The sequence below is a fragment of the Actinoplanes sp. NPDC051405 genome, from assembly GCF_055586185.1.
The window spans coordinates 1-26,604 of sequence record NZ_JBVJIR010000028.1 but is presented as its reverse complement, the minus strand read 5'-3'; the positions used below and the strand labels follow the sequence as shown (position 1 = coordinate 26,604).

Annotated in this window: 23 protein-coding genes; 4 read left to right on the top strand and 19 right to left on the bottom strand. The window is 72.2% G+C overall.

All coding sequences use genetic code 11. The features are described 5' to 3' along the window. Nucleotides 1-8 precede the first annotated feature (8 nt). The 7 genes from ACZ6S4_RS40935 to pepN all read right to left on the bottom strand — a co-directional run bounded on the left by ACZ6S4_RS40935 (nt 9) and on the right by pepN (nt 7,156). Nucleotides 9-857 carry a DegV family protein gene (locus ACZ6S4_RS40935; RefSeq protein ID WP_465480059.1) on the bottom strand — a complete coding sequence of 283 codons (849 nt, stop codon included), beginning with the start codon at nt 855-857 and terminating at the stop codon, nt 9-11. Between the two features lie 24 nt (nt 858-881). Further along, nucleotides 882-1,262 (bottom strand): hypothetical protein, encoded by a 381-nt coding sequence (locus ACZ6S4_RS40930; protein WP_465480058.1) that lies wholly within the window; start codon nt 1,260-1,262, stop codon nt 882-884. 47 nt (nt 1,263-1,309) lie between these two features. Then, nucleotides 1,310-1,945: a histidine phosphatase family protein gene (locus ACZ6S4_RS40925; RefSeq protein ID WP_465480057.1), complete on the bottom strand. Its 636-nt coding sequence runs from the start codon at nt 1,943-1,945 to the stop codon at nt 1,310-1,312. Further along, nucleotides 1,942-2,343, bottom strand: coding sequence for a ribosome silencing factor (gene rsfS, locus ACZ6S4_RS40920; RefSeq protein WP_203770871.1), 402 nt, complete (start codon nt 2,341-2,343; stop codon nt 1,942-1,944). The genes ACZ6S4_RS40925 and rsfS overlap by 4 nt, the downstream gene beginning before the upstream one ends. Before the next feature lie 56 nt (nt 2,344-2,399). Further along, complete coding sequence (gene nadD / locus ACZ6S4_RS40915; RefSeq protein WP_465480056.1) at nt 2,400-3,017, bottom strand: nicotinate-nucleotide adenylyltransferase; 618 nt, start codon at nt 3,015-3,017, stop codon at nt 2,400-2,402. A gap of 15 nt (nt 3,018-3,032) precedes the next feature. Then, on the bottom strand, nt 3,033-4,583 hold the full coding sequence (locus ACZ6S4_RS40910; protein WP_465480055.1) for a hybrid sensor histidine kinase/response regulator: 1,551 nt from the start codon (nt 4,581-4,583) through the stop codon (nt 3,033-3,035). 62 nt (nt 4,584-4,645) lie between these two features. Then, nucleotides 4,646-7,156, bottom strand: a complete 2,511-nt coding sequence (gene pepN, locus ACZ6S4_RS40905; RefSeq protein WP_465480054.1) for an aminopeptidase N — start codon at nt 7,154-7,156, stop codon at nt 4,646-4,648. A 107-nt stretch (nt 7,157-7,263) separates the two neighbouring features. On the opposite strand from pepN, the gene ACZ6S4_RS40900 reads away from it, so the two are divergent. Further along, complete coding sequence (locus ACZ6S4_RS40900; protein ID WP_465480053.1) at nt 7,264-7,842, top strand: prepilin-type N-terminal cleavage/methylation domain-containing protein; 579 nt, start codon at nt 7,264-7,266, stop codon at nt 7,840-7,842. After that, the gene (locus ACZ6S4_RS40895) at nt 7,839-9,386 is read left to right on the top strand and encodes an RICIN domain-containing protein (RefSeq protein ID WP_465480052.1); all 1,548 of its coding nucleotides are present in this window, start codon (nt 7,839-7,841) and stop codon (nt 9,384-9,386) included. Before ACZ6S4_RS40900 ends, ACZ6S4_RS40895 begins: the two co-directional genes overlap by 4 nt. Here ACZ6S4_RS40895 and ACZ6S4_RS40890 read toward each other — a convergent pair. The 11 genes from ACZ6S4_RS40890 to ACZ6S4_RS40840 all read right to left on the bottom strand — a co-directional run bounded on the left by ACZ6S4_RS40890 (nt 9,373) and on the right by ACZ6S4_RS40840 (nt 22,648). Beyond that, nucleotides 9,373-9,828, bottom strand: a complete 456-nt coding sequence (locus ACZ6S4_RS40890) for a GNAT family N-acetyltransferase (RefSeq protein WP_465480051.1) — start codon at nt 9,826-9,828, stop codon at nt 9,373-9,375. The two genes, ACZ6S4_RS40895 and ACZ6S4_RS40890, sit on opposite strands and share 14 nt — an antisense overlap. 69 nt (nt 9,829-9,897) lie before the next feature. Beyond that, nucleotides 9,898-11,397, bottom strand: coding sequence for a GTPase ObgE (gene obgE / locus ACZ6S4_RS40885; RefSeq protein ID WP_465480050.1), 1,500 nt, complete (start codon nt 11,395-11,397; stop codon nt 9,898-9,900). A 119-nt stretch (nt 11,398-11,516) separates the two neighbouring features. Further along, nucleotides 11,517-11,774 carry a 50S ribosomal protein L27 gene (rpmA, locus tag ACZ6S4_RS40880; protein ID WP_203770859.1) on the bottom strand — a complete coding sequence of 86 codons (258 nt, stop codon included), beginning with the start codon at nt 11,772-11,774 and terminating at the stop codon, nt 11,517-11,519. An 8-nt stretch (nt 11,775-11,782) separates the two neighbouring features. Continuing rightward, a complete protein-coding gene (rplU, locus tag ACZ6S4_RS40875) occupies nt 11,783-12,097 on the bottom strand; it encodes a 50S ribosomal protein L21 (protein WP_203770857.1) in 315 nt (104 codons plus the stop codon). Between the two features lie 178 nt (nt 12,098-12,275). Beyond that, on the bottom strand, nt 12,276-12,809 hold the full coding sequence (locus ACZ6S4_RS40870) for a hypothetical protein (protein ID WP_465480049.1): 534 nt from the start codon (nt 12,807-12,809) through the stop codon (nt 12,276-12,278). Between the two features lie 125 nt (nt 12,810-12,934). Continuing rightward, nucleotides 12,935-16,096, bottom strand: a complete 3,162-nt coding sequence (locus ACZ6S4_RS40865; protein WP_465480048.1) for an Rne/Rng family ribonuclease — start codon at nt 16,094-16,096, stop codon at nt 12,935-12,937. 131 nt (nt 16,097-16,227) lie between these two features. After that, nucleotides 16,228-16,962, bottom strand: coding sequence for a TIGR03936 family radical SAM-associated protein (locus ACZ6S4_RS40860; protein WP_360549060.1), 735 nt, complete (start codon nt 16,960-16,962; stop codon nt 16,228-16,230). A gap of 53 nt (nt 16,963-17,015) precedes the next feature. Beyond that, nucleotides 17,016-18,968 carry a TIGR03960 family B12-binding radical SAM protein gene (locus ACZ6S4_RS40855; protein WP_212992755.1) on the bottom strand — a complete coding sequence of 651 codons (1,953 nt, stop codon included), beginning with the start codon at nt 18,966-18,968 and terminating at the stop codon, nt 17,016-17,018. Nucleotides 18,969-18,988: 20 nt separating this feature from the next. Next, complete coding sequence (locus ACZ6S4_RS40850; RefSeq protein WP_465480047.1) at nt 18,989-19,333, bottom strand: STAS domain-containing protein; 345 nt, start codon at nt 19,331-19,333, stop codon at nt 18,989-18,991. Continuing rightward, nucleotides 19,330-21,840 carry a SpoIIE family protein phosphatase gene (locus ACZ6S4_RS40845; protein ID WP_465480046.1) on the bottom strand — a complete coding sequence of 837 codons (2,511 nt, stop codon included), beginning with the start codon at nt 21,838-21,840 and terminating at the stop codon, nt 19,330-19,332. Before ACZ6S4_RS40845 ends, ACZ6S4_RS40850 begins: the two co-directional genes overlap by 4 nt. A 4-nt stretch (nt 21,841-21,844) precedes the next feature. Continuing rightward, nucleotides 21,845-22,648: an alpha/beta fold hydrolase gene (locus ACZ6S4_RS40840; protein ID WP_465480045.1), complete on the bottom strand. Its 804-nt coding sequence runs from the start codon at nt 22,646-22,648 to the stop codon at nt 21,845-21,847. Between the two features lie 198 nt (nt 22,649-22,846). Here ACZ6S4_RS40840 and ACZ6S4_RS40835 point away from each other — a divergent pair, with 198 nt between their 5' ends. Both ACZ6S4_RS40835 and ACZ6S4_RS40830 read left to right on the top strand, forming a co-directional pair. Then, nucleotides 22,847-24,271 (top strand): hypothetical protein, encoded by a 1,425-nt coding sequence (locus ACZ6S4_RS40835; protein ID WP_465480044.1) that lies wholly within the window; start codon nt 22,847-22,849, stop codon nt 24,269-24,271. Between the two features lie 9 nt (nt 24,272-24,280). Then, nucleotides 24,281-25,750 carry a cryptochrome/photolyase family protein gene (locus tag ACZ6S4_RS40830; protein WP_465480043.1) on the top strand — a complete coding sequence of 490 codons (1,470 nt, stop codon included), beginning with the start codon at nt 24,281-24,283 and terminating at the stop codon, nt 25,748-25,750. Here ACZ6S4_RS40830 and ACZ6S4_RS40825 read toward each other — a convergent pair. Next, the gene (locus ACZ6S4_RS40825) at nt 25,747-26,418 is read right to left on the bottom strand and encodes a lysophospholipid acyltransferase family protein (protein ID WP_465480042.1); all 672 of its coding nucleotides are present in this window, start codon (nt 26,416-26,418) and stop codon (nt 25,747-25,749) included. The genes ACZ6S4_RS40830 and ACZ6S4_RS40825 overlap by 4 nt on opposite strands. Between the last annotated feature and the right edge of the window lie 186 nt (nt 26,419-26,604).

The window sequence follows — 26,604 nt, the reverse complement described above, 5'->3', positions numbered from 1 at the left end:
CAGCCACCTCAGACGCGCCGGTGCACGACGACCCCGGCGACTCCCGGCCCGACGTGGGCCGCGACCACCGCCCCGATCTCCGTGATGTAGCAGTCCCGGAGCCGGTCACCCAACCGCATGGTCACCGCGTCGGCCAACGACGCCGCCCGGTCCGCCGCACCCAGGTGGTGCACCGCGATGTCCACCTCCCCCTCACCGGAGGCCTCCACCGTCAGATCCACCAGCCGGGCCAGCGCCCGGCCCGCGGTACGCACCTTGTCGCGCACCACGATCGACCCGTCCACCACGTGCAGGATCGGTTTGACCGACAGAGCCGTCCCCAGCAGCGCCGACGCCGCGCCGATCCGGCCGCCGCGGCGCAGGAACTCCAGGGTGTCCACGTAGAAGAGCGTGCTGACCTGGGCGGAGTGATCGACCGCGGCCTGGCGTACCGCTTCCAGGGTCGCGCCGGTGCCGGCCACCGTGCTGGCGCCCAGGGCAGCGAAGCCCAGGCCCATCGCCGTGGTGCCGCTGTCCACGACCTGGACCAGCGGTCCGACCTCCCCGGCCGCGAGCACGGCGGCGTCGTAGGTGCCGGAGAGCTGCGAGGACAGGTGCACGGAGACGATCCCGTCCGCGCCGGCGTCGAGCAGCCGGCGGTACGCGGCCACGAACTGCTCCGGCGCCGGCCGTGAGGTGCTCACCGTGACCCGCCGCTGGCCCAGCGCACGGGCCACGTCGGCCGGGGAGATCTCGGATCCCTCCAGGCCCTCCTCGCCGTTGATCACGACGGTGAGCGGGACGACGGTGAGATCGTACGTCCCGCTCAGCTCGGACGGCAGGTACGCGGTGGAGTCGGTGACGACCGCGACGGGCATGCGGGCACCGTAGCCGATGGTGGCCTAGTTCGCGCGGAGGGTGGTGACGATGAACGGCGTGCCCTGCTGGCAGGTGGTCATCATGCCCTGCTCGACGCGGCCCGTGACGGTGACCGAGGCACCGGCCTTGGCGGCGGCGCGCTGCGCGGGATCGTTGATGATCAGCAGGTGGTCGTCGAGGAGCAGGCAGTTCGGCTCGACCCCGGCCGCGATCGTGCCGGTGAGCGTGGTGGTGGCGCCGGCCGAGGGCTTCACGGGTGCTGACTCCTCGGTCGGGGCGGGCGGCGCGGATGAGGCCGGTGGCGCGGAGGGCGCCGAAGCCGGCGCACCGGCGGAGTCGCCGTTGGCGCAGCCAGCGAGGGCCAGGGCGACGAGCAGAGGCAGGCTGATGCGTCGGATAGTCATGGTGGTTGGACGCTACCCGCTGCCCCGCCCGTTCCCGGCACCGGAGATCAAACTGGCGGCGGGACGGGACGGTCGCCGAACGGGCCCACGTTGTAGCTGCCGAGCTGCCAGCCGCGTTCCTCGTCGTGGGTGAGCTCCGCCCAGTGGCAGTTCTGCAGGGCCCGCAGCGTGCGCAGCTGCTCGCGGGGCCAGCCGAGCAGGTGCCCGATGCCGGAGCGCGCGGCCGCGCCGTGGGTGGCGACGACGATCGTGCTGTCCGGCGGCACCCGGTCGGCCGCGGCCTGCAGCGCGTCGGCGACGCGCTTGCCGAGGTCGTCCAAGGTCTCCACGTCGCCGCCGATGACGTCGGCGCCGGCCCGCCAGCGGGCGTGCTCCTCCGGGCGGGTCCGGGCGACCTCGGTAATGGTAAGGCCTTGCCACTGGCCGAACGAGCGCTCACGCAGCCGCTCGTCGTAGCTCACCGAGAGGCCGGTCAGGGCGGCCAGCGCCGCCGCGGTGTCCGCGGCGCGGCTCAGGTCGCTGGCGACCAGCGCCGTGGGACGCAGCCGGACCAGCAGCTCGGCGGCGTCGACGGCCTGTTGCCGGCCGAGCTCGTTCAGCGGCACGTCGGTCTGGCCCTGGACGCGGTTGCCCGCGTTCCAGTCCGTGTTGCCGTGCCGCCAGACGATGAGGCGAGTGGTCATGCCGCGCCGGAGGAGGCGTCCGCCTCAGCGAGGTCACGATCCACGAACTCGATGGTCGGGCAGTCCTTCCACAGCTTGTCGAGGGCGTAGAACTCCCGCTCCTCGGCGTGCTGGATGTGGATCACGACATCGATGTAGTCGAGCAGCACCCAGCGGCCCTGTCGCTCACCCTCGCGACGGACAGGCTTGGCCTTCTCGGGCAGATTGAGCAGGGCTTCCTCGATGGCGTCGACGATCGAGCCGACCTGGCGCTCGTTGGCCGCCGAGGCGATGACAAACGCGTCGGTGATGTAGAGCTGGTCGGCGACGTCGATCAGGACGATGTCCTGGGCCTTCTTGTCGGCCGCGGCCTGCGCGGCGGTCAGCGCGAGCTCGCGGGCGCGTTCGGTGACGGGCACCGGTCTCCCCTCGTTCGGTTTCAGAGTTACCAGCCTCTCATACCGGTATGACATCCCTACTCGGATGAATGGCCATAAACCGGACCTTCGGCCCGATAAAGTCCACGCTTTGCGATGTACTGCACCACACCATCGGGTACCAGATACCAGACCGGCTCCCCGTCGGCCACGCGCTGGCGGCAGGCGCTGGACGAGATGGCCATCGCCGGCACCTCGACGAGCGTCACCGTGTCGGCCGGCAGGTGGGCGTCGGAGAGCTCGAAGCCCGGGCGGGTGACCCCGATGAAGTGCGCCAGCGAGAGCATCTCGAGGGCGTCCTTCCAGGAGAGGATCTTGGCGAGCGCGTCCGCGCCGGTGATGAAGAACAGGTCCGCCGAGGCGCCGAAGACGGCGTTCAGGTCGCGCAGGGTGTCGACCGTGTACGTCGGCCCGTCGCGGTCCACGTCGGCCCGGCTGACCTGGAAGCGCGGGTTGGAGGCGGTGGCGATCACCGTCATCAGGTACCGGTCCTCGGCGGGGCTCACCGTGCCCTTCTGCCAGGGCTGCCCGGTCGGGACGAACACCACTTCGTCGAGGTCGAAGCGGCTCTGCACCTCGCTCGCCGCCACCAGGTGACCGTGGTGGATCGGGTCGAACGTGCCGCCCATGATCCCGATTCGTCGCCGCTCCCGCATCCGGCGAATCCTAGATCAGCCGTCGAGGCGCCGCCGAACGGCGGTGAGCAGCGCGGCGGCGGTGAACGGCTTCTCCAGCAGCGCCACCCCCGGTTCCAGCGTGCCCTGCGAGGCCAGCACCGGCTGGGCGTACCCGGACATGTAGAGCACCCGGGTGTCGGGCCGCACGCAGACCAGCCGCTCGGCCAGCTCCTTGCCCAGCATGCCGGGCATCACCACGTCGCTGACCAGCAGGTCGATGGTGCCCTCGTGCACGGCGGCGAGCTCCAGGGCCTGCGCCCCGCCGTCGGCGGTCAGCACGTGGTAGCCCGCCCCCGACAGGATCCGGCCCGCCACGTCGCGCAAAGCGTCCTCGTCCTCGACCACGAGCAGCGTCTCGCCGTGCCCGGCGGTGCCGACGGGTTCGGGCGCGGGCGCGACCGATTCCTCCTCCGACGCGCCGGCCGGCAGCAGGATCGTCACCGTGGTCCCGAGGCCGGGCTCGGAGGTCAGGCTGACGCTGCCGCCGGCCTGGGTGACGATGCCGTAGACGGTCGCCAGGCCCAGCCCGGTGCCCTCGCCGCTGGCCTTGGTGGTGAAGAACGGCTCGAAGGCCCGCTCGATGACCTCGGGAGCCATGCCCTGACCGGAGTCGGAGATCCGCAGGCGTACGTAGTCACCGGGTGCGAGATCGGGATGGTCACCCACCCCCAGGCGCGAGGACGCGGTGTCGATGACCAGATTGCCGCCGGCCGGCATCGCGTCGCGGGCGTTGACCGCCAGGTTGACCAGGAGCTGCTCGATCTGGCCGGGATCGCAGGTGACCGACGGCAGTCCCGGGGCCGGCCGGGTGCTCAGCGTGATGTGCTCGCCGATCGAGGTGCGCAGCATGTCCTCGGTGTCCGCGATGACCGCGTTGAGATCGAGCACCCGGGGGCGTACGACCTCGCGGCGCGCGAACTTGAGCAGCTGATGGGTCAGGTCCGTGCCGCGCTGGCCGGCCCGGATGACCTGCCGGGCGTCGTCGGCGATCGCCTTCAGGTCGGGCGCCGGCGCCTCGGCCTCCTCGATCACGAAGTTGGCGTAGTTCACGATCACGCCGAGCATGTTGTTGAAGTCGTGCGCGATGCCGCCGGCCAGCTGCCCCAGCGCCTCGAGCCGCTGGTTGCGGTGTTCCTGCACCTCACTGCGCTGGCGTTCGGCCTCGGCCTGCAACCGCTGGCGCTCGGTCATGTCCCGGATCACCGCGACCGTGAGGCGGCCCTGCGGCGTCTGCACGCGCGACAGCGACGCCTCGGCGGGGAAGATCGTGCCGTTACGCCGGCGCACCTTGAGGGCCAGCGTGCCCATCAGGCTGGTGCCCGGCCCGCGATCGTCGGCCTCGCGGCGCAGCCCGGCCAGCTCCGGCACCCGCTCGGCGTCGGGCAGCAGCGTGTCGGCGCGCAGACCCACCATCTCGCCGCGGGGCCAGCCGAAGACATCCTCGGCCCGGTCGTTGACCAGGACGATGCGCCCCTCGTCCATCACCAGGATCGCGTCCGGTGCGGCCTGCAGCAGACCACTGGACAGCTCCTCGGACCACTCCACCAGCCCCCACCCCCGTTAAGCCGAGGCTAACGGCTCGAACAGGGGACAACGGGCGGAATCCGCTATCCCCGGGCAACCAGGGCACGCCGGACGTCGTCGTCGCCGTCCGTGACGACCCGCCGCAGGATGGCCGAGAGGTCCGGCGTCGCCAGCAGCTCCGCGGCCAGCTCCCTGGTCCGCGGGCTGACGGCCACCGACGGGTACGCCGCGACGGCCACCCGTTCCCCACTCATCCCGGTCCGCCGCCGCAGCATGCCCGGCATTTCGGCAAAATAACGGGCAACATAGTCGGCCGTCAGGTCGAGCTGCTCCGGCTGCCAGAAGCCGTGCGCGGTGGCCTCCAAGATCCGATTCGAGGCGGACATGTCGTTGACGATCAGATCCCAGGCGCGGGCCTTGGCGTCGGCGTCCGGCAGCGCGGCCCGGCAGCGCGCCGCCTGCTGCTCACCGGTGGCGCTCAGATCGGCCGCCAGCGCCGCCTCGATCTCGTCCGACCCGGCTTCCCCCAGCACGACCAGCCGGTACAGGATGAGCCAGCGCAGGTCGTCGTCGACGGTCACGCCCTCCGGCACGCTCTCGCCGGCGAGCCAGCCGCGCAGCCGGGGCACGTCGGCACTCGCGCCGATCAGGCCGCGCACCGCGGCGAGCTGACGCGAGCTGCCCGGCTCGGCCGCGGCCAGCAGCCGGTCGCTGGCCTGGGCCAGCATCTCCAGGGCGGCGGGCCGGGTCTCCGGGGCCGGATAGCGGTCCACCAGCGTCCGGGTCATCCGCAGCACGTCCTCGACCAGCGCCACCTCCCGCTCGACCGGCAGGGCGGCCAGGACCAGCGTGACCAGCTCGGCGACCGGCCGCTCGCCGTCGACGACGGCGTCGAGCGTCGCTCCCCAGAGCAGCGCCCGGGCCAGCGAGTCGTCCAGCAGGGGCAACATCAGCGGTACGGCGTCAGCCGACGCCTCGTCCAGCCGGATCTTGGCGTACCCGAGGTCGCCGTCGTTGACCAGCAGCAGCTCGGCGACGGGTTCCCCGGTCAGCTCGGGCAGCGGGGTCCGGCCGCCGTCCACCGCCGGATCGAGGTCCACCTCCAGCAGCCGGCGCCGGACCACGGTCCCGTCCGGCCCGCGGTCGTAGAGCCCGACGCCGATCCGGTGCGGCCGCAGGGTCGGATAGTCCTCCGGCGCGGTCTGCACGAGGCTGACGGCCGTGTAGTGGCCGCTCTCGTCCCGCTCGACCTCGGCGCGCAGTGTGTTGACCTGGGCGCGGCGCAGCCAGACGTCGGCCCAGGCGGTCAGATCCCGGCCGGAGGCCTTCGAGAGGGCGGCGAGCAGGTCGGCCAGGGTCGCGTTGCCGTACGCGTGCGCGGCGAAGTGCTCGTTGAGCCCGGCCAGGAACGCCTCGTCACCGACCCAGGCGACGAGCTGGCGCAGCACCGCCGCGCCCTTGGCGTACGAGATGCCGTCGAAGTTGAGCAGGGCCAGCGCGGTGTCGGCGACGTCGCTGGGGGCCACCGGGTGGGTGGACGGGCGCTGGTCGGCGCGCATGCCCCAGGCCTTGCGCTGCATCGCGAACGTCGTCCAGGTGCCGGTGAACGCGGTCGCCTCGGCGGTGATCCGGGTGCCGAGGTACTCGGCGAAGGACTCGTTCAGCCACAGGTCGTCCCACCAGGCCATGGTGACCAGGTCGCCGAACCACTGGTGGGCCATCTCGTGCGCGATGACCATGGCGCGGTGCTCACGCTCGCTGTCGGTGACCGCCGACCGGTGGATGAACTCGTCGCGGAACACCACCAGCCCGGGGTTCTCCATCGCGCCGAAGTTGAACTCGGGGACGAAGGCCTGCTGGTAGTGGCCGAACGGGTAGCGCACCTCGAAGATCTGGTGATAGCGGTCCAGGCACTGCTTGGTGACAGTGAAGATCTCCGCGGCCTGCTCGTCGAGGTGCTCGGCGAGCGCCTGACGGCAGTAGAGGGCCAGCGGGATGCCGTCGTGGGAATCGGTACGGCAGTGGTACGGCCCGGCGATCAGCGACACGAAGTACGTCGACAGCGGCTTGGTGGCGGCGAAGCGGAACCGCCCGCCGTCGGCCGCACCGGCCGGCTCCCCGTTCGCGGCGACGAGCCAGCCGTCGGGGGCGGTCACGGCCAGCGTGAAGGGCGCCTTGAGGTCGGGCTGGTCGAAGCACGGGAAGATCCGCCGGGCGCCGTCCAGGAACATGTGGGCGTACAGGTAGACGCGGCCGTCGGCGGGGTCGGTGAAGCGGTGCAACCCCTCCCCCGTGTTCGAGTACGCCATCAGGGCCTCGACAACCAGCTCGTTCTCCCGCGCCAGGCCGGTCAGCGCGAGCCGCTCCTCGGCGAGCGCGGCGGGGTCCACCGGCGTGCCGTTGAGCGTGGCCGACACCAGCTCGGCCGGCTCCAGCTCGGCGAACGTCGTGGTACCCGGCTCGGCGGTGAAGCGCACCAGCGTCCGGGAGCGGAAGGTGTCACCCTCGGCGGTCAGGTCGAGGTCGATGTCGTACCCGGTGACGGTGAGGGTGGCGGCCCGGGCGGTGGCCTCGGCGCGGGTCAGGCTCGGCATTCGCCCATCATGCCGGTCCGGTGATGACGACGCAGTTCTCCGCCCGGCGGGGCGAGAAACTCGTCACTGCGGCTCAACCGGCAGCCGGGCGCGCCGACGGGAGAAACGTGCGAGGAACAGCTGGGCGGCCCGATGCGGACGGCTTCACGATGGTGGAGGTCATCGTCGCCCTCGCGCTGATCAGCGTGATGATGGCGGCGCTGGGGACGTACTTCGTGTCGTCCATGCGTACCAGCCGCTATCAGGCCCAGGTCCAGACCGCGACACGCCTCGCCCAGAGCGGGATGGAGCAGGCCCGCGGCTTCGGCGGGCCGGCCTTGCTGGTCGGCCGCAAGCAGTGCGGCACCTGCGTGAACGTCAGCGGCTTCGACACACTGGGCTATCTGAGCAGCACCACCCGCTGGGATGCCAAGGTCATCGGGGTCACCCCGACCGTCCCGCTGCCCGACGTGGCCGAGTCCTTCACCGTCGGCAACGTCGTCTACTACCGGTACTGGTTCGTGGGCCGGTGCTGGCAGGCCCTGGCCGGCGGGGTGTGCGGCACGTCCGCCACGCTGCCCGTGGCCATGGTCCGGCTGGTCGTCGGGGTGGCCTGGTTCGGCCCGGAGTGCCGCTGGACGATCTGCATCCGGGCCTCGTCGTCGCTGTTCAGCGCGAACGCCGCCGACCCGGTGTTCGCGCAGTGAGCCCGCTCTGGTGGCGCGCCGACGACCGCGGCTCGCTGCCCATCGCCGTGCTGCTCATCACCATTGGGATGGGCCTCAGCGGCCTGCTCGCCGCCACCGTCAACGCCCAGATCAAGAGCACCCGGTCGACCGTGCACAGCGCGGAGGCGATCGACGCGGCGCAGAGCGGCCTCGACGTCGCGCTGGGCCACATCCGGCTGGCCACCGCGGCCGACGGCTCCGGCGACTTCCGCAAGCTGCCGTGCGGGCCGTTCACCGGCGCGGTCAACAGCGGTACGGACCAGACCTACAGCGTGACGATCGCCTACCTGACCACCGAACCGCCGGCCGGCAACACCGCCTGGGCCCAGGCCAACAAGCTGGCCTGCGCCGGCACTTACCTGGCCGCGGGCTCACCGATCTACGTCCAGCTGTCGTCGGTCGGCAAGGCCCTGAGCACCGGCTCGCCGCGCACGGTCACGGCCACCTACACCCTGCACAGCAAGACCCGGGAGAACGTCGCCGGCGGGCTGATCCACCTGTACGGCCCGCACAACCCCGATCTCTGCTTCGCCGCGCCCGGCCCCAAGCCAATGGCCGGTGACCCGGTCACCATGCAGCTCTGCGACAACAGCGCCGACGCCCAGCAGTTCGCGTACGAGTCGGGCCTGAACCTGGTGCTGGTGTCCTCGCGCACCGACGGCTCCAAGGGCATGTGCCTCGACGCCGCCCCGATCGACCGCCAGCAGGTCCTGTTCCAGCCGTGCGCGGCGACGCCGGTCCCGCGCCAGCAATGGAGCCTCAACGACCGGGCCAACTTCGAGGGCACCACCAACGGCGTGGACCTCAACGGCCAGTGCTTCCACCTGACCTCCCCCGGCACCGTGGGCAGCACCATCGAGCTGCACGCCGAGACCGCCGACCCCGCCGGCACCTCGCAGTACGACCGGGCCTGCTACAGCGACTACACCGACAGCCGCAGCTTCGCGCCGGACGCCGCCGTCGGGACCGGCCGGGCCGGCCCGGGCACCGAGCAGCTGGTCAACTTCCAGCAGTTCGGCCGCTGCCTGGACGTCTCCGGCGACGACGTGAACGCCGGTTTCCTGGTCATCTGGCCGTGCAAGCAGAAGCCCAGCGGCGCCATCCAGTGGAACCAGGTGTGGCACCTGCCGGCCGTGCCCGCCGGCGCCACCAGCGCCACCGGCCGGATCTGGTTGCACAACGACAAGGACAACCAGGACTACTGCCTGACCAGCCCGGGCTCGACCGGCGCCGGGAAATACGTGACGGTCCAGCTCTGCCCGGCCACCATCGGGCCGGCGATGACCTGGACCCGGTACGCGGCCACCGGCGTGTTCGCCACGGCGTACCGGATCGAGTCCACCTATCAGGCACCGAGCGGGCAGACGTGGTGTCTCACCGGCACCGGGAGCACCGACTACTGGCAGGGGCACGGCGATGTCAGCAAGGCCGTGATGGCCACCTGTGACGGCTCGACGCTGCAGAAGTGGAACGCCAGCCCGACGGTGCTCCAGGCGGCGCTGCGCGACATCACCGAGAAGTGACCGCCGCCAGCGACTTCTCGAAACACACGCTGAACGGGTTGCCGACGTACTCGCCGAAGACCGGGATCGGCACGTAGCCCGCCGAGCGGTACAGGCTGATCGCCGCCGGCAGGTAGGTGCCGGTCTCCAGGCGCAGCACCGGCCGGCCGTCGGCCAGCGCCTCCTCCTCCAGCGCCACGATGAGCTGGCGGGCGATGCCCCGGCCGCGGAACGCCGGTCGCACGTACATCCGCTTCAGCTCGGCCACGCCGGGCTCCAGCGGCTGCCACGCCCCGCACGCCACCGCGCGCCCGTGCAGCACGACGACCAGGTACGCCGCGTTGTCGTGCGGCATGTAGACCACGCCGTCGACGCCGCCGTCGGCCTCGCTCAGCTCCTTCTGCTGCGCGATCACCAGGGCGGCCAGTTCGGCGTCGGACGAGGCACGCGATTCGATCAACACGCTGGACACCTTAGAACGGGTCCGTTTCCGCCGGGTTGCGGGGATCTGGCCGAGACCCGGCGGAAAGACCTACTCGTCGTCGCCGAACTCGTCGTCCTCGACCAGCACCGGCTTCGACGCCATCGAGACCGACGACACCGTGCCGTCGGAGGACATGTGCAGCAGCTCGTCGTCGCCGCGGACCCGGCGGGCCCGGCGGGCCGCCAGCCGCGCGGCTGCGCTGGCCCGGGTGTTGGTCTCCTCGAGCCGGATGTCGGTGCCGCGCGGGCCGGAGATGTACTCGCCCGTGTTCGGCTGCCAGTCGAACTCGCGGTCGCCGATCCGGACCGGATCCCCGGCCTTGGCGCCCTGCTTGGCCAGCGCCGCCTCGACGCCGAGGCGGTCGAGCCGGTCACCGAGGTAGCCGATCGCCTCGTCGTTCTCGAAGTTGGTCTGCCGGACCCAGCGCTCGACCTGGGAGCCGCGGACGACGTAGACGCCGTCGCTGTCGACCTCGATGGTGAAGCCCTTCTCGTCGACCGCGCGGGGCCGGACCACGGCCCGGGTCGCCTCGGGAGCCGGCTTGGCCAGCCGGTGCGCCGCCACGGTCTCGGCCAGCGCGAAGATCAGCTCCTTGAGGCCCTCGCGGGTCACCGCGCTGACCTCGTAGACCGGCATGCCGCGGGCCTCGAGCTCGGGGCGCACCATCTCGGCCAGGTCGCGGCCGTCCGGGATGTCGATCTTGTTGAGCACGACCAGCCGCGGCCGCTCCTCCAGCCCCCCGTACGCCGCCAGCTCCGCCTCGATGGCGTCCAGGTCGGCCAGCGGGTCGCGCTCGATCTCGGGTGCGGCGGCGTCCAGCACGTGCACCAGCACCGAGGTGCGCTCGATGTGCCGCAGGAACTCCAGGCCCAGCCCCTTGCCGGTGGCGGCGCCCGGGATCAGGCCCGGGACGTCGGCCACGGTGAAGGTCTGGTCGCCGGCCTGCACGACACCCAGGTTGGGCACCAGCGTGGTGAACGGGTAGTCGGCGATCTTCGGCTTGGCCGCGGACATCACCGAGATCAGCGACGACTTGCCGGCCGACGGGAAGCCGACCAGGCCGACGTCGGCGACGCTCTTGAGCTCCAGCACGACGTCCAGCTGGTCACCGGGCTCGCCCAGCTCGGCGAAGCCGGGGACCTTGCGGCGCGCGTTGGCCAGCGAGGCGTTGCCCCGGCCGCCCCGGCCGCCCCGGGCGACCTCGAAGGTCGTGCCCTCGCCGACCATGTCGGCGAGCACCTCACCGTCGAGGGTCTGCACGACCGTGCCGTCGGGCACCTGCAGGACCAGGTCCCGGCCCTTGGCGCCGTCGCGGTTGGCCCCCATGCCACCGGTGCCGCTGGGCGCCTTGACGTGCGGGTGGAAGTGGAAGTCCAGCAGGGTGTGCTGCTGCGGATCCACGACGAGCGTGATGCCCCCGCCGTGCCCGCCGTCGCCACCGTCGGGACCCCCGAGCGGCTTGAACTTCTCTCTGCGGACGGAGACACAGCCGTGCCCGCCGTCACCTGCCTGCAGGTGCAGCACAACCCGGTCGACGAACGTAGCCACTGTGTTTTCCTACCTCAAACCCGAAAAGTAGAAGACACTGAGTTCTCCTACCTAAACCAGAAAAAGCAAACAGCGGGCCACAGACCCCGTGAGGTCCGCGGCCCGCTGTGACGTGATGCTTACTCAGCCACCGGCACGATGCTGATGGTCTTGCGACCCCGCGTGTGACCGAAGAGCACATTGCCCTTGGCCAGCGCGAACAGCGTGTCGTCGCCACCGCGGCCGACGAGCTCTCCCGGGTGGAACTTCGTGCCCCGCTGGCGGATGATGATCTCGCCGGCGTTGACCAGCTGGCCGCCGAACCGCTTGACGCCCAGCCGCTGGGCGGCGGAGTCGCGGCCGTTGCGGGAGCTGGACGCACCCTTTTTGTGAGCCATGGCTGCCCCTACTTCCCGCTCTTGATGCCGGTCACCTTGACGCGGGTCAGCGGCTGACGGTGCCCCTGGCGCTTGTGGTAACCGGTCTTGTTCTTGAACTTGTGGATCCGGATCTTCGGACCCTTGGTGTGCTCGGCGATCTCGCCGGACACCGTCACGCTGGCAAGCTTGGCCGCATCGGTCACCAGGTTGTCACCGTCGACGAGGAGCACCGCGGCGAGGGTCAGGGCGTCGCCGGGCACACCCGCGAGCTTCTCGACCTCGATCACGTCGCCCTCGGCAACCTTGTACTGCTTGCCGCCGGTCTTGACGATCGCGTACATCGACGCGGACTCCCTGAGACTTACGCAGCGAAAAAGCTGCTGGCGGATGAAACTGGATCCGGCATGCGCCCAGGCTTCCCGAGGGGGATGGACCAGGGCGCGCACGGAACAGGCGCACGAAAATGCGCCGTCAGAAAGACTACTTCATCGAACGCCCCGGACCCAAACCGGGGACCGCTCAGCTCGAACCACAGGCCTTGTCGAGGGTCTCCTGCAGTTTCGTGAGCCGGGCGGCGTCGATCTTCGTGACGTCGCCCTTGAGCGCGGTGACCTGCTTACCCATGTCCGCCAGCGCCGCCTTGAGGGCCGGCTCCGAGGCCAGCTTCGACATGTCCCGCAGCGCGTACGAGTAGTTCTCGACGTCTCGGGTGGTCTTGGCCTTGGCCTTGGCCACCTGGTCGGCGTCCTGCGCCGACTGGGCGTCGATGAGCAGCTTCAGGTCCTGCGCGAAGTTCTTGGCGGCGTCGCCGCCGGTCTTGGCGGCCTGCTGGCAGATCGCCGAGCTGTTGCCCGACAGCGCCGCGTCACCGGACTGCGGCGGGGCGGTGGCCGCGGCCGAGCCGGTGGTGCCGCCGCTGGCCGCCGGCGCCGCAGCACCCGAGGTGGCCGGCGTGGGCGCGGCAGTGGTGGCGGCGGGGTCGTCGGCCGAACAACCGGCGCCGAGCAGAAGAAAAGCGCCGCTCACAGCGGTCGCGCACAGCAGGCGTCGCATCGGGGATCGGTACTCCTCGCAGGTGGGGCTTGGGGGGATCACGAGGGTAGCCGAGATAGATCAGTGTGGCTGCGCCGGGCGGCCCGGGCAGGGAGATCCCCGCCGAGGCCGCCCGGCCACCACGCTTACGGGCGGGTCCGCCGCCGGGTGCCGCCGCGCCGCGAACGACGCCGGCCGCCCGCTCCCGCGCCCACGGGCTCGTCGTCGTCGCCGTCCTCTTCCTCGTCCTCCGCCGCGTCCGGATCGTCCGAGCCGGTCAGCTGGAGCGGCTCGGCCGGATGGGCCGCGCCGTTGGTCCCGGTGTCGTATCGGGAGAGGTCGTAACCACTGATGTCGTAGTCGTCGTCGGAGGCCGTGGTGGCCGCCGGCGCGGTGCGCGCCACGATCCCGGAACCCGCCGCGGCCGTACCGGTGGACTGGCCGGCCGGCAGGCCCGCCGTCTCCGCCGCCGGGTCCTCGGTCGTCCGGTCCTGGCTCGTCCGGTCCTGGGTCGTCCGGTCCTGTGCGCTGGGGACGGGCTCGGCCGCCACCGGCTCCACCGGAGCCGCCTGGGCGTCGGCCGCCGTCTCGGTCGTGACTTGCTCGGTCTCGGCCGGGACCGGCTCGTTGCCGCCGCCCCGCCGGCGCCGCGACTTGGTGCTCGGCTGCTGCGCCGGCGCCTCGGTGCGGGCCGCCGCGGCGACCGCCTTCACCTGGGTCGCCGCGCCCGGGACGCGCTTCTCCGGCACCGGCTCGGTGTGGATGATCAGGCCCCGGCCCTTGCAGTGGTCGCAGGTCTCGGTGAACGCCTCGAGCAGGCCCGCACCGATCCGCTTGCGGGTCATCTGGACCAGGCCCAGCGAGGTGATCTCGGTGACCTGGTGCTTGGTCCGGTCCCGGCCCAGGCACTCGGTCAGCCGGCGCAGCACCAGCTCGCGGTTGCTCTCCAGCACCATGTCGATGAAGTCGATCACCACGATGCCGCCGATGTCGCGCAGCCGCAGCTGACGCACGATCTCCTCGGCCGCCTCGAGGTTGTTACGGGTGACCGTCTCCTCGAGGTTGCCGCCGGCACCGGTGTACTTACCGGTGTTGACGTCGACCACCGTCATCGCCTCGGTGCGGTCGATGACCAGGTGACCGCCCGAGGGCAGGAAGACCTTGCGGTCCAGGCCCTTGAGGATCTGCTCGTCGATGCGCTTGTCGGCGAAGATGTCGGCCGTGCCGGTGTAGCGGTGCAGCCGGTCCAGCAGCTCCGGGGAGACCGACTCGAGGTAGCTCTCCACCTCGCCGTACGCCTGCTCACCCTGGATGACCACCTCGCGGAAGTCCTCGTTGAACAGGTCCCGGACCACCCGGATGACCAGGTCGGGCTCCTCGGACAGCGCCGCCGGAGCGTGCCCCTCGGCCGCCTTGGCCTGGATGTCGTCCCACTGCGCCTGCAGCCGCTTGACGTCGCGGGCCAGCTCGTCCTCGCTGGCGCCCTCGGCGGCGGTGCGCACGATGACCCCGGCGCCGTCCGGCACCAGCTTCTTCAGCACGTCGCGCAGGCGCTTGCGCTCGTTGTCGGGCAGCTTGCGGCTGATCCCGGAGGCGTTGCCGTTCGGCACGTAGACCAGGTGCCGGCCGGAGAGCGCGATGTGGCTGCTCAGCCGGGCGCCCTTGTGCCCGATCGGGTCCTTGGTGACCTGGACCAGCACCGAGTCGCCGGAGCGCAGCGCCTGCTCGATCGAGCGGGCCCGGCCCTCCAGCCCGGTGGCGTCCCAGTTGACCTCACCGGCGTAGAGCACGGCGTTGCGGCCGCGGCCGACGTCGACGAACGCCGCCTCCATGCTCGGCAGCACGTTCTGCACCTTGCCGAGGTAGACGTTGCCGACCATGGTCCCGGACGTGGTGCGCGAGACGTAGTGCTCCACGAGCACGCCGTCCTCGAGCACCGCGATCTGGGTCCGGTCGGGTTTCTGCCGCACGACCATGACCCGGTCGACCGCCTCGCGGCGGGCCAGGAACTCGGACTCGCTCAGGATCGGCGGACGGGTGCGGCGCTGCTCGCGGCCGTCCCGGCGACGCTGACGCTTGGCCTCCAGCCGGGTCGAGCCGGACACTCCCTGCACCTCGTCCGAGCGTTCGCGGGTGCGCGGCTCGCGGACCCGGACGACGGTGTGCACGCCGTCCTCGATGCCCCCGGTCTCGCTGTCCCCGGCGCCCTTGCGACGCCGGCGGCGCCGGCGGCGGGTGACCCCGTCACCGTCCTCGGCGTCCTCCTCGTCCTCGGCCTCGGCGTCCGCGGAACCCTCCGCGCCACCCTCGGCCTCAGCCTCGGCGTCGATGTCGTCGCCCTCGTCGGACGGGCCCTTGCCGCGGCCCCGGCCCCGGCGGCCACGACGACGGCGGCGGCGGCTGTTGCCGTCCTCGTCGAGCTCGTCGTCGGCGCCGTCCTCGATGTCGTCGGCGGTCTCGTCGATCTCTTCCAGCACGGGCTGCTCGACGACGTCGGCGACCTCGACCGGCTCCTCGGCGGCCGCACCACGGCGGCGGCGGCTGCGCATGGCCCGGCGCGGCGCCTCGGCGGGCTCCGGCTCGGTGACCTCGGCGGCGATCGGCTCGTCGGCCACGGTCTCGTCGGTGAGCGGCTCGTCGGCCACGGGCGCGACAACGGGAGCCGCGGCGGCACCACGCCGGGTGCGCCGGGTCGGCGCCGGCTCGGTCTCGGGCTCCGGCGGCATGAACAACACGGCCGGCGGCAGGGCGGCCTTGCGACTCCGGGTGCGGGGCGCGGGCGCTTCCTCGACCAGGTCGTCGTCGAGCGGCAGCACACCGATCACCGGCGCGACCGGCTCCACGACCGGCGGTGCGACGGGGGCGGCCTCGGCGACCGGCTCCTCGTCCGCAGCGGGCTCCACCACGGGCTCGACCGGCTCGGCAGCGGGCACGGCCTTCTTGCGGCGGCTGCGCACGGCCTTCACCGGCGCGACCGGCTCAGCGTCACTGAGCAGGCTCTCGGCCACCGCGGCGGAATCCTCGGCTATCGGCTCGGCCGCGGGGGCGGCAGCGGGCGCCGCCGCCTTGCGACGCCGGCGGGCCGGAGCCGCGGGGGCCTGCTCCACCGCCGCGTCGACGGCACCGGCGGCCTCGTCGGCGGCACCCGGCTCGGCGCCGGGCGCGTCCGCAGCCGGCGCGGCCGCGGGTGTCGCCTTCCGCCTCGGGGCACGCGTACGGCGCGCGGGAGTGGTGCTCTCGGCGGCATCGACGGGAGGAGTTGTGGCTCCGTCCCGTTCACCGCCCTCATTACGCTCGTTATCGAGCATGGGGCGCTCTCCAGTTCTGGCGGCCCCGGGCGCGGGTGAGCGCTGCCACGCAGGGTCGCCGCAAGTTTTTCGGCCCCGACCAGGTCGGACGGGCTGCCGAAGTCTGCCAACGTGGACGCCGACCGAATCGGTCAGAGCCCTCCGATGGTGGCGCCCTCGCGATCCGCTTCCAACGGATCGACGATCTCCCCCTGCGGCGTGAGAGTGCCCTGCGCCAGCCGGGTAACCCGTGCGGGCACCGGCGGCTCCAGGCCAGCCACCACACGCAGGCCGGAAAGGACGTCATCGGGTCGAACGGCCGGAGTGACCTGCCGCACGACAAGGTCGATTATCGCACACGGTGCGACCGCGGCCCCGGAAGGTGCACCAGACTGCTTGGTCACAGCGAAGAAGGTCACTGCGGACCGGGCGTCGAACGACCGCCGGCCCTGCTTGGTCATGCGCTCGACCAGCACTTCCTCGGCCGCCAGGAACGCCGCGACGGCGTCGGCCGCGACCTGCGGCTCGACCCCGGGCAGCTCCAGCAGCCAGCGCGAGGCGTTGATCTGGTCGGCCAGGCTGCCCTCCCGGGCCACCACTGCGTCGAGGATGTCCAGTCCGGGCGAGAGCGCGGCGTCCAGCGCGGCGCGCAGCTCGGCCGGATCGACCTCGGCCTGCAGACCGATCTCCAGATACTCCGCCTCGCTGCCCACGCCGGTGGGCGCCGCGCTCGCGTACGAGATCTTGGGGTGCGGGGTGAAGCCCTGGGAGTAGGCGATCGGGACGGCGGCCCGGCGCAGGGCGCGCTCGAAGGCCCGGGCGAAGTCCCGGTGCGAGGTGAAGCGCAGCGGTCCGCGCTTCGCGTAACGAAGGCGGATCCGCTGCACGACCGGGGCCTGGCCGCCCACCGGCTGGTTCTTGGCGATGGTATTTCTCCTGGTCAGTGCGTATGCGCGGGCGAGCGCAGCCCGTTCGTGGGGGTGAGCGGGAGCAGCTTCTTGCCGGTCGGGCCGATCTGGATCTCGGTGTCCATGGACGGGCAGACGCCGCAGTCGAAGCACGGGGTCCAGCGGCAGTCGTCCTGCTCGAACTCGGTCTTGGAGTCCTGCCAGTCCTGCCAGAGCCAGTCCTTGTCCAGGCCGGAGTCCAGGTGGTCCCAGGGCAGCACCTCGAGCTGCTCGCGCTCGCGGGTGGTGAACCAGTCCAGGTCCACGCCGAAGGCCGGCAGCGTCTCCGCGGCCGCCTCGACCCAGCGGGCGTACGAGAAGTGCTCGCTCCAGCCGTCGAAACGCTGGCCTTTGTCCCAGGCTCGCCGGATCACCGCACCGACGCGGCGGTCGCCGCGCGAGAGCAGTCCCTCGATCAACGACGGCTCGCCGTCGTGGTAGCGGTAGCCGATGGCCCGGCCCAGCGACCGGTCGCTGTTGATCTCCTGCTTGAGCATCCGGAGCCGGTTGTCGATGACCTCCGGCCGTTCCATGGCCGCCCACTGGAACGGGGTGTGCGGCTTGGGCACGAACGCGCCGATGGAGACCGTGCACTTGATGTCCTTGGTGCCGGTCGCGATCCGGCCGGCCCGGATCACCTCGTGCGCCATCCGGCCGATCTGCAGCACGTCGTCATCGGTCTCGGTGGGCAGGCCGCACATGAAGTAGAGCTTCACGCTGCGCCAGCCGTTGGAGTACGCCGTGACGACCGTACGGATCAGGTCCTCCTCGGTCACCATCTTGTTGATGACCTTGCGGATGCGCTCCGAGCCGCCCTCGGGGGCGAAGGTGAGCCCGGTGCGCCGCCCGTTGCGGGACAGCTCCTGGGCCAGGTCGATGTTGAAGGCGTCCACCCGGGTCGAGGGCAGCGACAGCGAGACGTTGGTGTCCGCGTACTGCTCGGCCAGGCCGGAGCACATGTCGCCGATCTCGGAGTGGTCCGCGCTGCTCAGCGACAGCAGGCCGACCTCGGAGAAGCCGGAGAACTCCAGGCCCTCCTTGACCATCTGGCCGACCGTGGTGATCGAGCGCTCGCGCACCGGGCGGGTGATCATGCCGGCCTGGCAGAACCGGCAGCCCCGGGTGCAACCCCGGAAGATCTCCACCGCATATCGCTCGTGCACGGTCTCGGCCAGCGGGACCAGCGGCTTCTTCGGGTACGGCCAGGCGTCGAGGTCCATGGTCGTGCGCTTGTGCACCCGGAACGGCACGTCCGGGCGGTTCGGCACGACCCGCTGGATCCGGCCGTCCGGCAGGTAGTCGACGTCGTAGAAGCGCGGGACGTAGATGCTCTCGGTGCGGGCGAGGCGCAGCAGCAGCTCGTCGCGGCCACCGGGGCAGCCCTCGGCCTTCCACTCCCGGATGATGCCGGTGATCTCGAGCACGGCCTCCTCGCCGTCGCCCAGCACGGCGGCGTCGATGAAGTCGGCGATCGGCTCGGGGTTGAAGCTGGCGTGGCCACCGGCCAGCACGATGGGGTGCTCGACCGTGCGGTGCTGGCTCTCCAGCGGGATGCCCGCCAGGTCGAGGGCCGAGAGCATGTTGGTGTAGCCGAGCTCGGTGGCGAACGAGAGGCCGAGCACGTCGAAGGCGTGCACCGGGCGGTGGGCGTCGACCGTGAACTGCGGGACGCCGGCCTCCTTCATCAGCGCCTCGAGGTCGGGCCAGACCGCGTACGTCCGCTCGGCCAGCACGTCGGGCTGCTCGTTGAGCACCTCGTACAGGATCTGCACGCCCTGGTTGGGCAGGCCCACCTCGTACGCGTCGGGATACATCAGCGCCCACCGGACGGTGGTGGCGTCCCAGTCCTTGACGACGGCGCCGAGCTCGCCGCCCACGTACTGGATCGGCTTGCTGACCCGGGGCAGCAGCTGCTCGAGCTGCGGGAAGACGGAACTTACGCTCATGGGGCCCCAGGGTACGCGGCTCAACCCCCCAATTCGTCCGCGGCCCGGTCCAGATCGGTGGCCAGGAGATCATCCCGGAACGCGCACAGCTGCAGGGTCATCCGCGCCGCGCCGGTCGCGCCGACCACGAGCCGGATCGGGGTGCCCTGCAGGTCGAGGTCGCCGACGAGCGCGTCGAGCAGCCGCACACCGGCGCTGTCCAGGAACGACACCGCCGTGAGGTCGATCACCACAGCGTCGGCCCGGCCGGTCTGGCGGACGATCTCGCGGCCGATCTCCGGGGCGTTGGCGAGATCGATCTCGCCCGCGAGCCGGACCAGGTCCGCCTGACCCAATTTGGCGAAAGTCACCCATTGCTCGGTCATCGTCGTGCTCCCCGGCGGATCCGCCGCATGGTCACCGTGGTCCCGTCGGCGTGGTCGAACGCCACGGTGTCCATCACCTGACGGATGAGCTGCAGGCCGCGGCCCCGCGCGCCACCCGGCTCCGGATCGGCCCACACGCCCCGGTCGGTGATCCGGACGTCGACCGTGTCCGGCGACACCGTGGCGACGACCTCCACCAGGCCCAGCGGGTTGTCCCGGTAGCCGTGCTCTATGGCGTTCGCCACCGCCTCCGAGCAGGCCAGCAGCACAGCCTGGGTGCTCTCGTCGTCGACGGAGTGCGCGACCAGCCAGCCGCGCAGGTCCTTGCGGAGCAGGGCGATCTGCACCGGGTCCGCGCCGATGGTGCGTTCCAGCCGCTGCTCGGTGCCGAGCGCCAGGCACAGCAGGCAGACATCGTCCGCGTGCTCCTGGCCGACGAGCATGTCAGCGATCGACGCGGTCAGCCCGGGCAGCGGCGAGTCCCGCTTGCCGGCGTACGTGCGGGCCAGCAGCTCGAAGCCGGCGTCGATGCGGCGGGTGCGGCGCTCGATGAGGCCGTCGGTGTAGAGCAGCAGCCGGCTGCCTGGCGCCAGCTGCGTCCGGTGCTCGATCCGGGCCTGGCGGGCGGCGCGGGAGCCCAGCGCCCCGGAACGGGCGTCGAGCAGGTAGCGCGGTGGCTCACCGGGCTGGGTGAGCAGCGGCGGCAGGTGGCCGGCGCAGGCGTAGACCATCTCGTTGGCCGACAGGTCGACCTCGGCGTACGCGACCGTGGCCATCCGGGCCGACTCGACCCGTTCGACGAACTGGTCCAGGCGTTCCAGCAGCCGGGCCGGACCGGCCTCGGCCGAGGCCAGCGCGCGGATGGCGCTGCGCAGCTGGCCCATGGTGGTGGCCGCGTCGATGCCGCGGCCGACCACGTCGCCGACGACCACGGCCAGCTTGTCCGGGGTGATCAGGAAGGCGTCGAACCAGTCGCCGCCGACCTCGAGGTCGTGCGCGGCGGCCTGGTAGTGCGTCTCGACCGCGAACCGGGGGTCGGAGGGCGGGTCACCGGCGAGCAGGCTGCGCTGCAGGGTCCGGGCGATGGCCCGTTCCTGCTCGTAGAGGCGGGCGTTCTCCAGGGCCAGCCCGGCCCGGTCGGCCAGGTCCCGCAGGAAGACCGCCTCGGCCGCGGCCGTACGCCGCTCCGGGGCCATCCGCAGCGCCAGCGTGCCGAGCACCCGGCCGTTCGCGACCAGGGGCAGCACCGCGCACTCGGCGTCGAACTCCTTGTCGTCGCTGAACTGCGCCTCGCCGTCGAGCAGCACCTGGGTGATCCGCTCGGCCAGCCGCTGCGGGTCGGGTGCGGGCCCACCGGCCTCGGCAACCAGGCCGGCCGGACCGACCTGGAGCCGGACGGCCGCCCACTCCGCGATCTCGGGAACCGTGCGTTCGACCAGCATGCGGGCCCGTGGCAGGAGCCGCGACTCGACCTCCAGCGCCCGGGTCGTCGCGGCCAGGAACACCGCCAGCGCCTCGCGCCGGCGGGCGTCGTCGTAGAGCCGGGCCCGGTCCAGGGCCTGACCGGCCTGGTGGCCGAGCAGCCGGACCACCCGCAGCTCACTGTCGGTGAGCTCGCGCGGCTCGGCGAAGTCGAACCCGAGCACGCCGAGCACCTCGACGACGGCCGGGTCGGCGGTGGGCGCCGCGGTCAGCGGCAGCAGCACCACCATGGCCCGCTCGGTGCGGCGCATGGTGGCGGCGAGCTCCGGGAAGTGCTCCTGCGCCTCGTCGAGCGAGCCGACCACGTGCAGGTCGCCGCGCCGGGCCACCTCGGCGATCACCCGCGACGACCCGCGGGGGATGTCGTCGCCGGTCAGGGCGGCCGAATCGGTGCCGGCCACCGCCGTGAGCCGGTCGCGGTCCGGGTCGGCCAGCCAGACCGTCGCCGACGCGGCGCCGAAGGCCGGCCCGGGCGCGCGGACGACGGCGTCGGCCACCTCCGCCGCGGTCGGCGCGGCGGCGAGATCGGCCACTATCTGCTGCAGCACGCGGACGCGCCGCTCGGAAGCCTCGGCCGCCCGCCGGGCGGCCAGCAGCTCCTTCTCGTAGCCACGCCGCTCACTGGCGTTGAAGATGGTGGTCCGGATGACTCGCGGCATCCCGTTCGGGTCCCGGCCGAGGCTGGAGTTGACCAGGATCGGCAGCCGCTCACCGTCGGCCCGGATCAGGTCGAAGGCCACCTCGTGGACGTCGTTCTGCATGCTCAGCAGGGGCGCGTAGTGCGTCTCGTGGTAGATCTTGTCGCCCGCGCTGAGCAGATCCCGGAACCGGCGCTGCCCGATCAGCTCGCCGCGGACGTAACCGGTCCAGGCCAGGAACGTCTCGTTGACCTTGACGATCGTGCCGTCGGGCAGCGTCGTCAGATAGCCGCAGGGCGCGTGCTCGTACAGGTCCCCGGGATCCTCTTCCCAGGGGACCCGTAGATCCTGCGTCACGTCCGGCCCACCGCCACCGTTCTCCGTCATCGCTCTACAGAAAGGTCCTGATCGCGGCGATGGTCTCGGCGGGAGCGCTGAGGTTGGGGCAGTGCCCGGTCGCGTTCATGGCCACCAGTGTGCTCCCGGGGATGTTGGTATGCACATAATCGCCGACGAACGCCGGCGCGATGACGTCGTCGGCGCACTGCAGGATCAGCGTGGGGATCCGGACCTGGCCCAGGTCCTTGCGGTTGTCGGACATGAACGTGACGTGCGCGAACTTGCGGGCGATCTCGGGGTCGGTGGCACAGAAGCTGTTGGTCAGCTCCTGGCTCAGCTCGGGCCGGTCGGGATTGCCCATGATGACCGGGGCCATGGCGCTCGACCAGCCCAGATAGTTGCTGTCGAGCGACTCCAGCATGGCCTCGATGTCGCTGTGGTCGAAACCGCCCCGGTAATCGCCGTCGTTGATGTAACGCGGGGACGGGCCGACCAGGACCAGCTTGGCGAAGCGCCCGGGCTCACGGTTGGCGGCGAGCACACCGATCATCGCGCTGACCGAGTGGCCGACGAAGATGACGTCCCGCAGGTCCAGCTCGTGGATGATCTCGAGGATGTCCTCGGCATAGCCGTCCAGGCTGGAGTAGCGCTGGTCGTCGTACGCCCTCAGCTCGGAACGGCCGGCCCCGACGTGGTCGAAGAGCACCACCCGGTGGGTGTCCAGGAACGCGGGTGCGACGGAGCGCCACATGTTCTGGTCGCAGCCGTACCCGTGGGCGAACATCATCGGCTGGGCGTGGGCCCGGCCGGTCATGGTCACCGCGTTCCGCTCGGTCGCCTTCTTCGCACTCACCACCGGGTCACCATACGACTCCGCACCGTCCGGCACATCGCCCCGGGTGTCCGTTCTCGCGTTTGGTCGGCAGCGCCGGCGAGCCACCACGGCCGTCGATCCGCGGCTTCGATCTTCGCCGATGGGTGGCGGCCCGTCTCTAACCTGGCGGAAGACGCCCGGCACCCGGGCCCGGGGCGAGCAGCGGAAGGAGATCGACGGATGGCCGAGCAGCAGCCGGAGAATCCGGCCGCCGGTACCCCGCCGAACACCACCCCCGACCCCACCCGCGTCGAGGGAGCGCCCGGGGCGGCGGAGGAGACCCGAGCGCGGGGCGCGGCGGAGGAGTCCCAAGCGCGCGGCGCGGCGGAGGAGACAAAGGCGCGCGGCTCGGCGGCCGTGCCGCCGCCGGTGCCCAAGCAGGCGTGGTGGTCGCGCCGGCGCACGCAGGCCGGCGCCGACGAGCCGCCGCCCCCGGCCGACCCGTGGGCGGACAGCGAGGACTGGTCCACCACACCCGCGGTCGACCCCTGGGCCGACCAGGACACGCCGTGGCAGGCGGAGATCCCGTTCCCGGAGGCGATGCCCCCGACCCGGGTCGACAGCCCGCTGCCGCCGACCAGGATGCAGGCCCCGCTGGCACCGACCCGCTCGGAGCCACCGCTCCCACCCACCCGCTCAGAAGCGCCGCAGCCGCCGGTCCGCTCGGAGGCGCCGCTGCCGCCTACGCGGGTGCAGCCGCCGGCCGGGAGCCCGTCGGCGAGCAACCCGGTCCCGGCCCAGCCACCTTCGGGTGCGGGAGCAACCCCCACGGCCGGAGATCCACCGCGGCGCCGCCGCTGGGGCCGCAGGAACCGCGCGAACCAGACACCCGAGCCCTCGGCCAACCGCCTCCCCGTCCAGCCCCGCCCCCCGGCCCCGTCCCCCTGGGTCCCACCGGCCCCGTCCGGGCCGGCCCAGCAGCGGCCGGCCCAGCAGCGGCAGATCCCGCAACGAGCCACCCAGCAGCGCCCGATCCAGCAGCGCCCGGCGCCCGGCTGGCCGGGACAGGGCGGTCCGGCCGGCAAGGGCCTGCCGCCCCCGCCCCGGCGCAAACGCCGCTGGCCCCGCCGACTGGCCATGTTCACCCTGATCAGCGCCATCTGCTGCTGCGGCGTACCGGCCTATCTCGCCTGGCCCGCCGCCCAGCAGTATCCGGTCTCGGCGGCCCTGCCCCAGTCGGTGGCCGACCTGGCTCTGCGCGACGACGGCGCCAGCCGGCGGGCCGTCGAAAAGCTCTCCGAGCAGCTGAACGGCACCAACCTGGTCCAGGGCGACGTCTTCGCCGGTGTCTACGCCGACGGCAACGGCAAGCGGGTGACCATGTTCGGCACGACCGGGCTGCGGCTCACCCCCGAGTCCGACGTCGAAGCCGAGATCACCCACCTGAGCACCGAGTACGCGATCAAGGACATCCAGTCCTACGACCTCGGCGAGACCGGCGTGCACGAGCGCTGCGGCGTCGGCCGCTCCGGTGGCAAGGCCGTCGTCGTGTGCGCCTGGGCCGACCACGGCAGTCTCGCCACCGTGCTGCTGACCAGGCGTTCCGTGGAGGAGAGCGCGGATCTCACGGGTGTCCTGCGGAATGCGGTGCTCACCCGCGGGTAAGAAGACGGCATGACCCGCCGCTGGCTGTTCGCGGACCAGCTCGGCCCGCACTTCCTCGACGACCCCGCCCAGCCGGTGCTGCTGGTGGAGTCCAAGGCGGTGTTCCGGCGCCGGGCGTTCCACCGGCAGAAGGCCCACCTGGTGCTGTCCGCGCTGCGGCACCGGGCGGCCGAGCTCGGTGACCAGGCCGTCTTCGTGCGGGCCGAGACCTACGCCGAGGCGGTACGCGACCTCGGCGAGCCACTGAGCGTCTGCCACCCGACCTCCCGCGCGGCCCGCGGGCTGGTCCAGCGGCTCGGTGCCGAGCTGCTACCGCCGCGCGGCTTCGTGACCGCCCCGCCGGAGTTCGTCGCCTGGGCCAACGGCCGGCGCGGTCTGCGGATGGAGGACTTCTACCGCGACACCCGGCGGCGCCTGGGCATCCTGATGGACGGCACCGAGCCGGCCGGCGGCACGTGGAACCTGGACGCGGAGAACCGGGAGCCACCGCCGCGCGGCGTCACCCGGCTCGACGTCGAGGAACCGCCGGAGATCCGCGAGGACGACATCGACGCCGCCGTCCGGGAGGACCTGGACCGCTGGGAGCGCGCCGACGGCATCACCTTCATCGGCCGTGACGGTCCGCGACTGTTCCCGGCCACCCGCGCCGAGGCGGTCGAGCGGCTGCGGCACTTCGTCGGGCACCGGCTGCCGGCGTTCGGGCCGCACGAGGACGCGATGCTGGCCGGGGACCCGTTCCTGGCTCACAGCCGGCTCAGCGCCGCGTTCAACCTGGGCCTGCTGGATCCGCTGGAGGCCGTCGAGCAGGCCGAGGCGGCGTACCGCGGGGGCCGGGCCGGGCTGGCCAGCGTGGAGGGCTTCGTCCGGCAGGTGATCGGCTGGCGCGACTTCGTCTGGCATCTGTACTGGTACTTCGAACCCGGCTACCGGCGCGCCAACGAGCTCGGGGCGAGCAAGCCGGTGCCGCGCTGGTTCGCCGAGCTGGACGCCGACGCCGTCGAGGCCCGGTGCCTGTCGGACGTGCTGACCGGGGTCCGCGACCGCGGCTGGGTGCACCACATCCCCCGGCTGATGGTGCTGGGCAACTACGCGATGCAGCGCGGCTGGCGGCCGGGGGCGATGGCGGACTGGTTCCACCGGGCGTTCGTCGACGGCTACGAGTGGGTGATGACCGCCAACGTGGTCGGCATGAGCCAGTACGCCGACGCCGGCCGGATGAGCACCAAGCCGTACGCGGCCGGCGGCGCGTACATCAACCGGATGAGCGACTACTGCGGCGGCTGTCGTTACGACCCGAAAGTGCGCGTCGGTGACGATGCGTGCCCGTACACGGCGGGTTACTGGGCTTTCCTGGACCGCCACCAGGACCAGTTGGCGAACAACCACCGGATGCGCCGGCCGATGCAGGGCCTGCACCGGCTGACCGACCTGGAGGCACTGGTCGAGCAGGAGCAGGCCCGTGGCTCCCGGGCCCCCTAGGAAGGCTGGCGCGGCGGGGCGTACCTGGGCACGTACTCCTGGCCGGTGAGCTTCTGGATCTCGGCCATGACCTCGTCGGTCAGCGCGCGCAGCGCGGTGCGGTCGTCGCTGCGGCCGACCGTGGGGATCGGCGTGCCGAACTTGATCGTGACCTGGCCCTTGCCGGGGCGGGGGAAGCGCTGCCCGATCGGCTGCACCTTGTCCGTGCCGAGCATGCCGACCGGGATGATCGGCACGCCCGCCGCGACGGCGAGCCGGGCCACACCCGTACGCCCGCGGTAGAGCCGGCCGTCCGGGGAGCGGGTGCCCTCGGGGTAGACCGCGACCATGTCACCGGCCTTGAGCACCGGGATCGCGCCGTCGAAGGCGGTCAGCGCGGCCCGGCCACCGCCGCGCTCGACCTTGATCGCGCCGAGGCCGTGCATCACGAACTTGGTGATGTTGCCGCCGATGCCGCCGCCGCGGAAGTACTCGGCCTTGGCCCAGAACGCGATGTGCCGCGGCACGACGGCGCCGAGGAACAGCTCGTCGGCGACGGACAGGTGGTTGCCGGCGAAGATCGCGCCGCCGGTCCGGGGGATGTTCTCGAGACCTTCGACGTGCGGCCGCCAGCCGAGCGTCATCGCGTGACCGACAGTGACTTTGCCGATCGAGTAGAGCAGCGGCAACGTGTTCCTCCGGGCGGGGACTGCGGGAGATGCGGGGGGCGATGTGAGATTAACGGAAACAGCCCGGAAAACTCCCGTCGAGCGGCCGCTTCCCGGGGGGGGGGGGGGGGGGGGGGGGGGGGGGGGGGGGGGGGGGGGGGGGGGGGGGGGGGGGGGGGGGGGGGGGGGGGGGGGGGGGGGGGGGGG

What these genes read in the sequence shown, in the direction of transcription:
- nadD (WP_465480056.1), bottom strand. Translation starts at nt 3,017, where the DNA reads ATGCGGGAGCGGCGACGAATCGGGATCATGGGCGGCACGTTCGACCCG.
- rplU (WP_203770857.1), bottom strand. Translation starts at nt 12,097, where the DNA reads ATGTACGCGATCGTCAAGACCGGCGGCAAGCAGTACAAGGTTGCCGAG.
- pepN (WP_465480054.1), bottom strand. Translation starts at nt 7,156, where the DNA reads ATGCCGAGCCTGACCCGCGCCGAGGCCACCGCCCGGGCCGCCACCCTC.
- rpmA (WP_203770859.1), bottom strand. Translation starts at nt 11,774, where the DNA reads ATGGCTCACAAAAAGGGTGCGTCCAGCTCCCGCAACGGCCGCGACTCC.
- ACZ6S4_RS40930 (WP_465480058.1), bottom strand. Translation starts at nt 1,262, where the DNA reads ATGACTATCCGACGCATCAGCCTGCCTCTGCTCGTCGCCCTGGCCCTC.
- ACZ6S4_RS40850 (WP_465480047.1), bottom strand. Translation starts at nt 19,333, where the DNA reads ATGACCGAGCAATGGGTGACTTTCGCCAAATTGGGTCAGGCGGACCTG.
- ACZ6S4_RS40865 (WP_465480048.1), bottom strand. Translation starts at nt 16,096, where the DNA reads ATGCTCGATAACGAGCGTAATGAGGGCGGTGAACGGGACGGAGCCACA.
- ACZ6S4_RS40855 (WP_212992755.1), bottom strand. Translation starts at nt 18,968, where the DNA reads ATGAGCGTAAGTTCCGTCTTCCCGCAGCTCGAGCAGCTGCTGCCCCGG.
- ACZ6S4_RS40830 (WP_465480043.1), top strand. Translation starts at nt 24,281, where the DNA reads ATGACCCGCCGCTGGCTGTTCGCGGACCAGCTCGGCCCGCACTTCCTC.
- ACZ6S4_RS40925 (WP_465480057.1), bottom strand. Translation starts at nt 1,945, where the DNA reads ATGACCACTCGCCTCATCGTCTGGCGGCACGGCAACACGGACTGGAAC.
- ACZ6S4_RS40845 (WP_465480046.1), bottom strand. Translation starts at nt 21,840, where the DNA reads ATGACGGAGAACGGTGGCGGTGGGCCGGACGTGACGCAGGATCTACGG.
- ACZ6S4_RS40935 (WP_465480059.1), bottom strand. Translation starts at nt 857, where the DNA reads ATGCCCGTCGCGGTCGTCACCGACTCCACCGCGTACCTGCCGTCCGAG.
- ACZ6S4_RS40870 (WP_465480049.1), bottom strand. Translation starts at nt 12,809, where the DNA reads ATGCGACGCCTGCTGTGCGCGACCGCTGTGAGCGGCGCTTTTCTTCTG.
- ACZ6S4_RS40835 (WP_465480044.1), top strand. Translation starts at nt 22,847, where the DNA reads ATGGCCGAGCAGCAGCCGGAGAATCCGGCCGCCGGTACCCCGCCGAAC.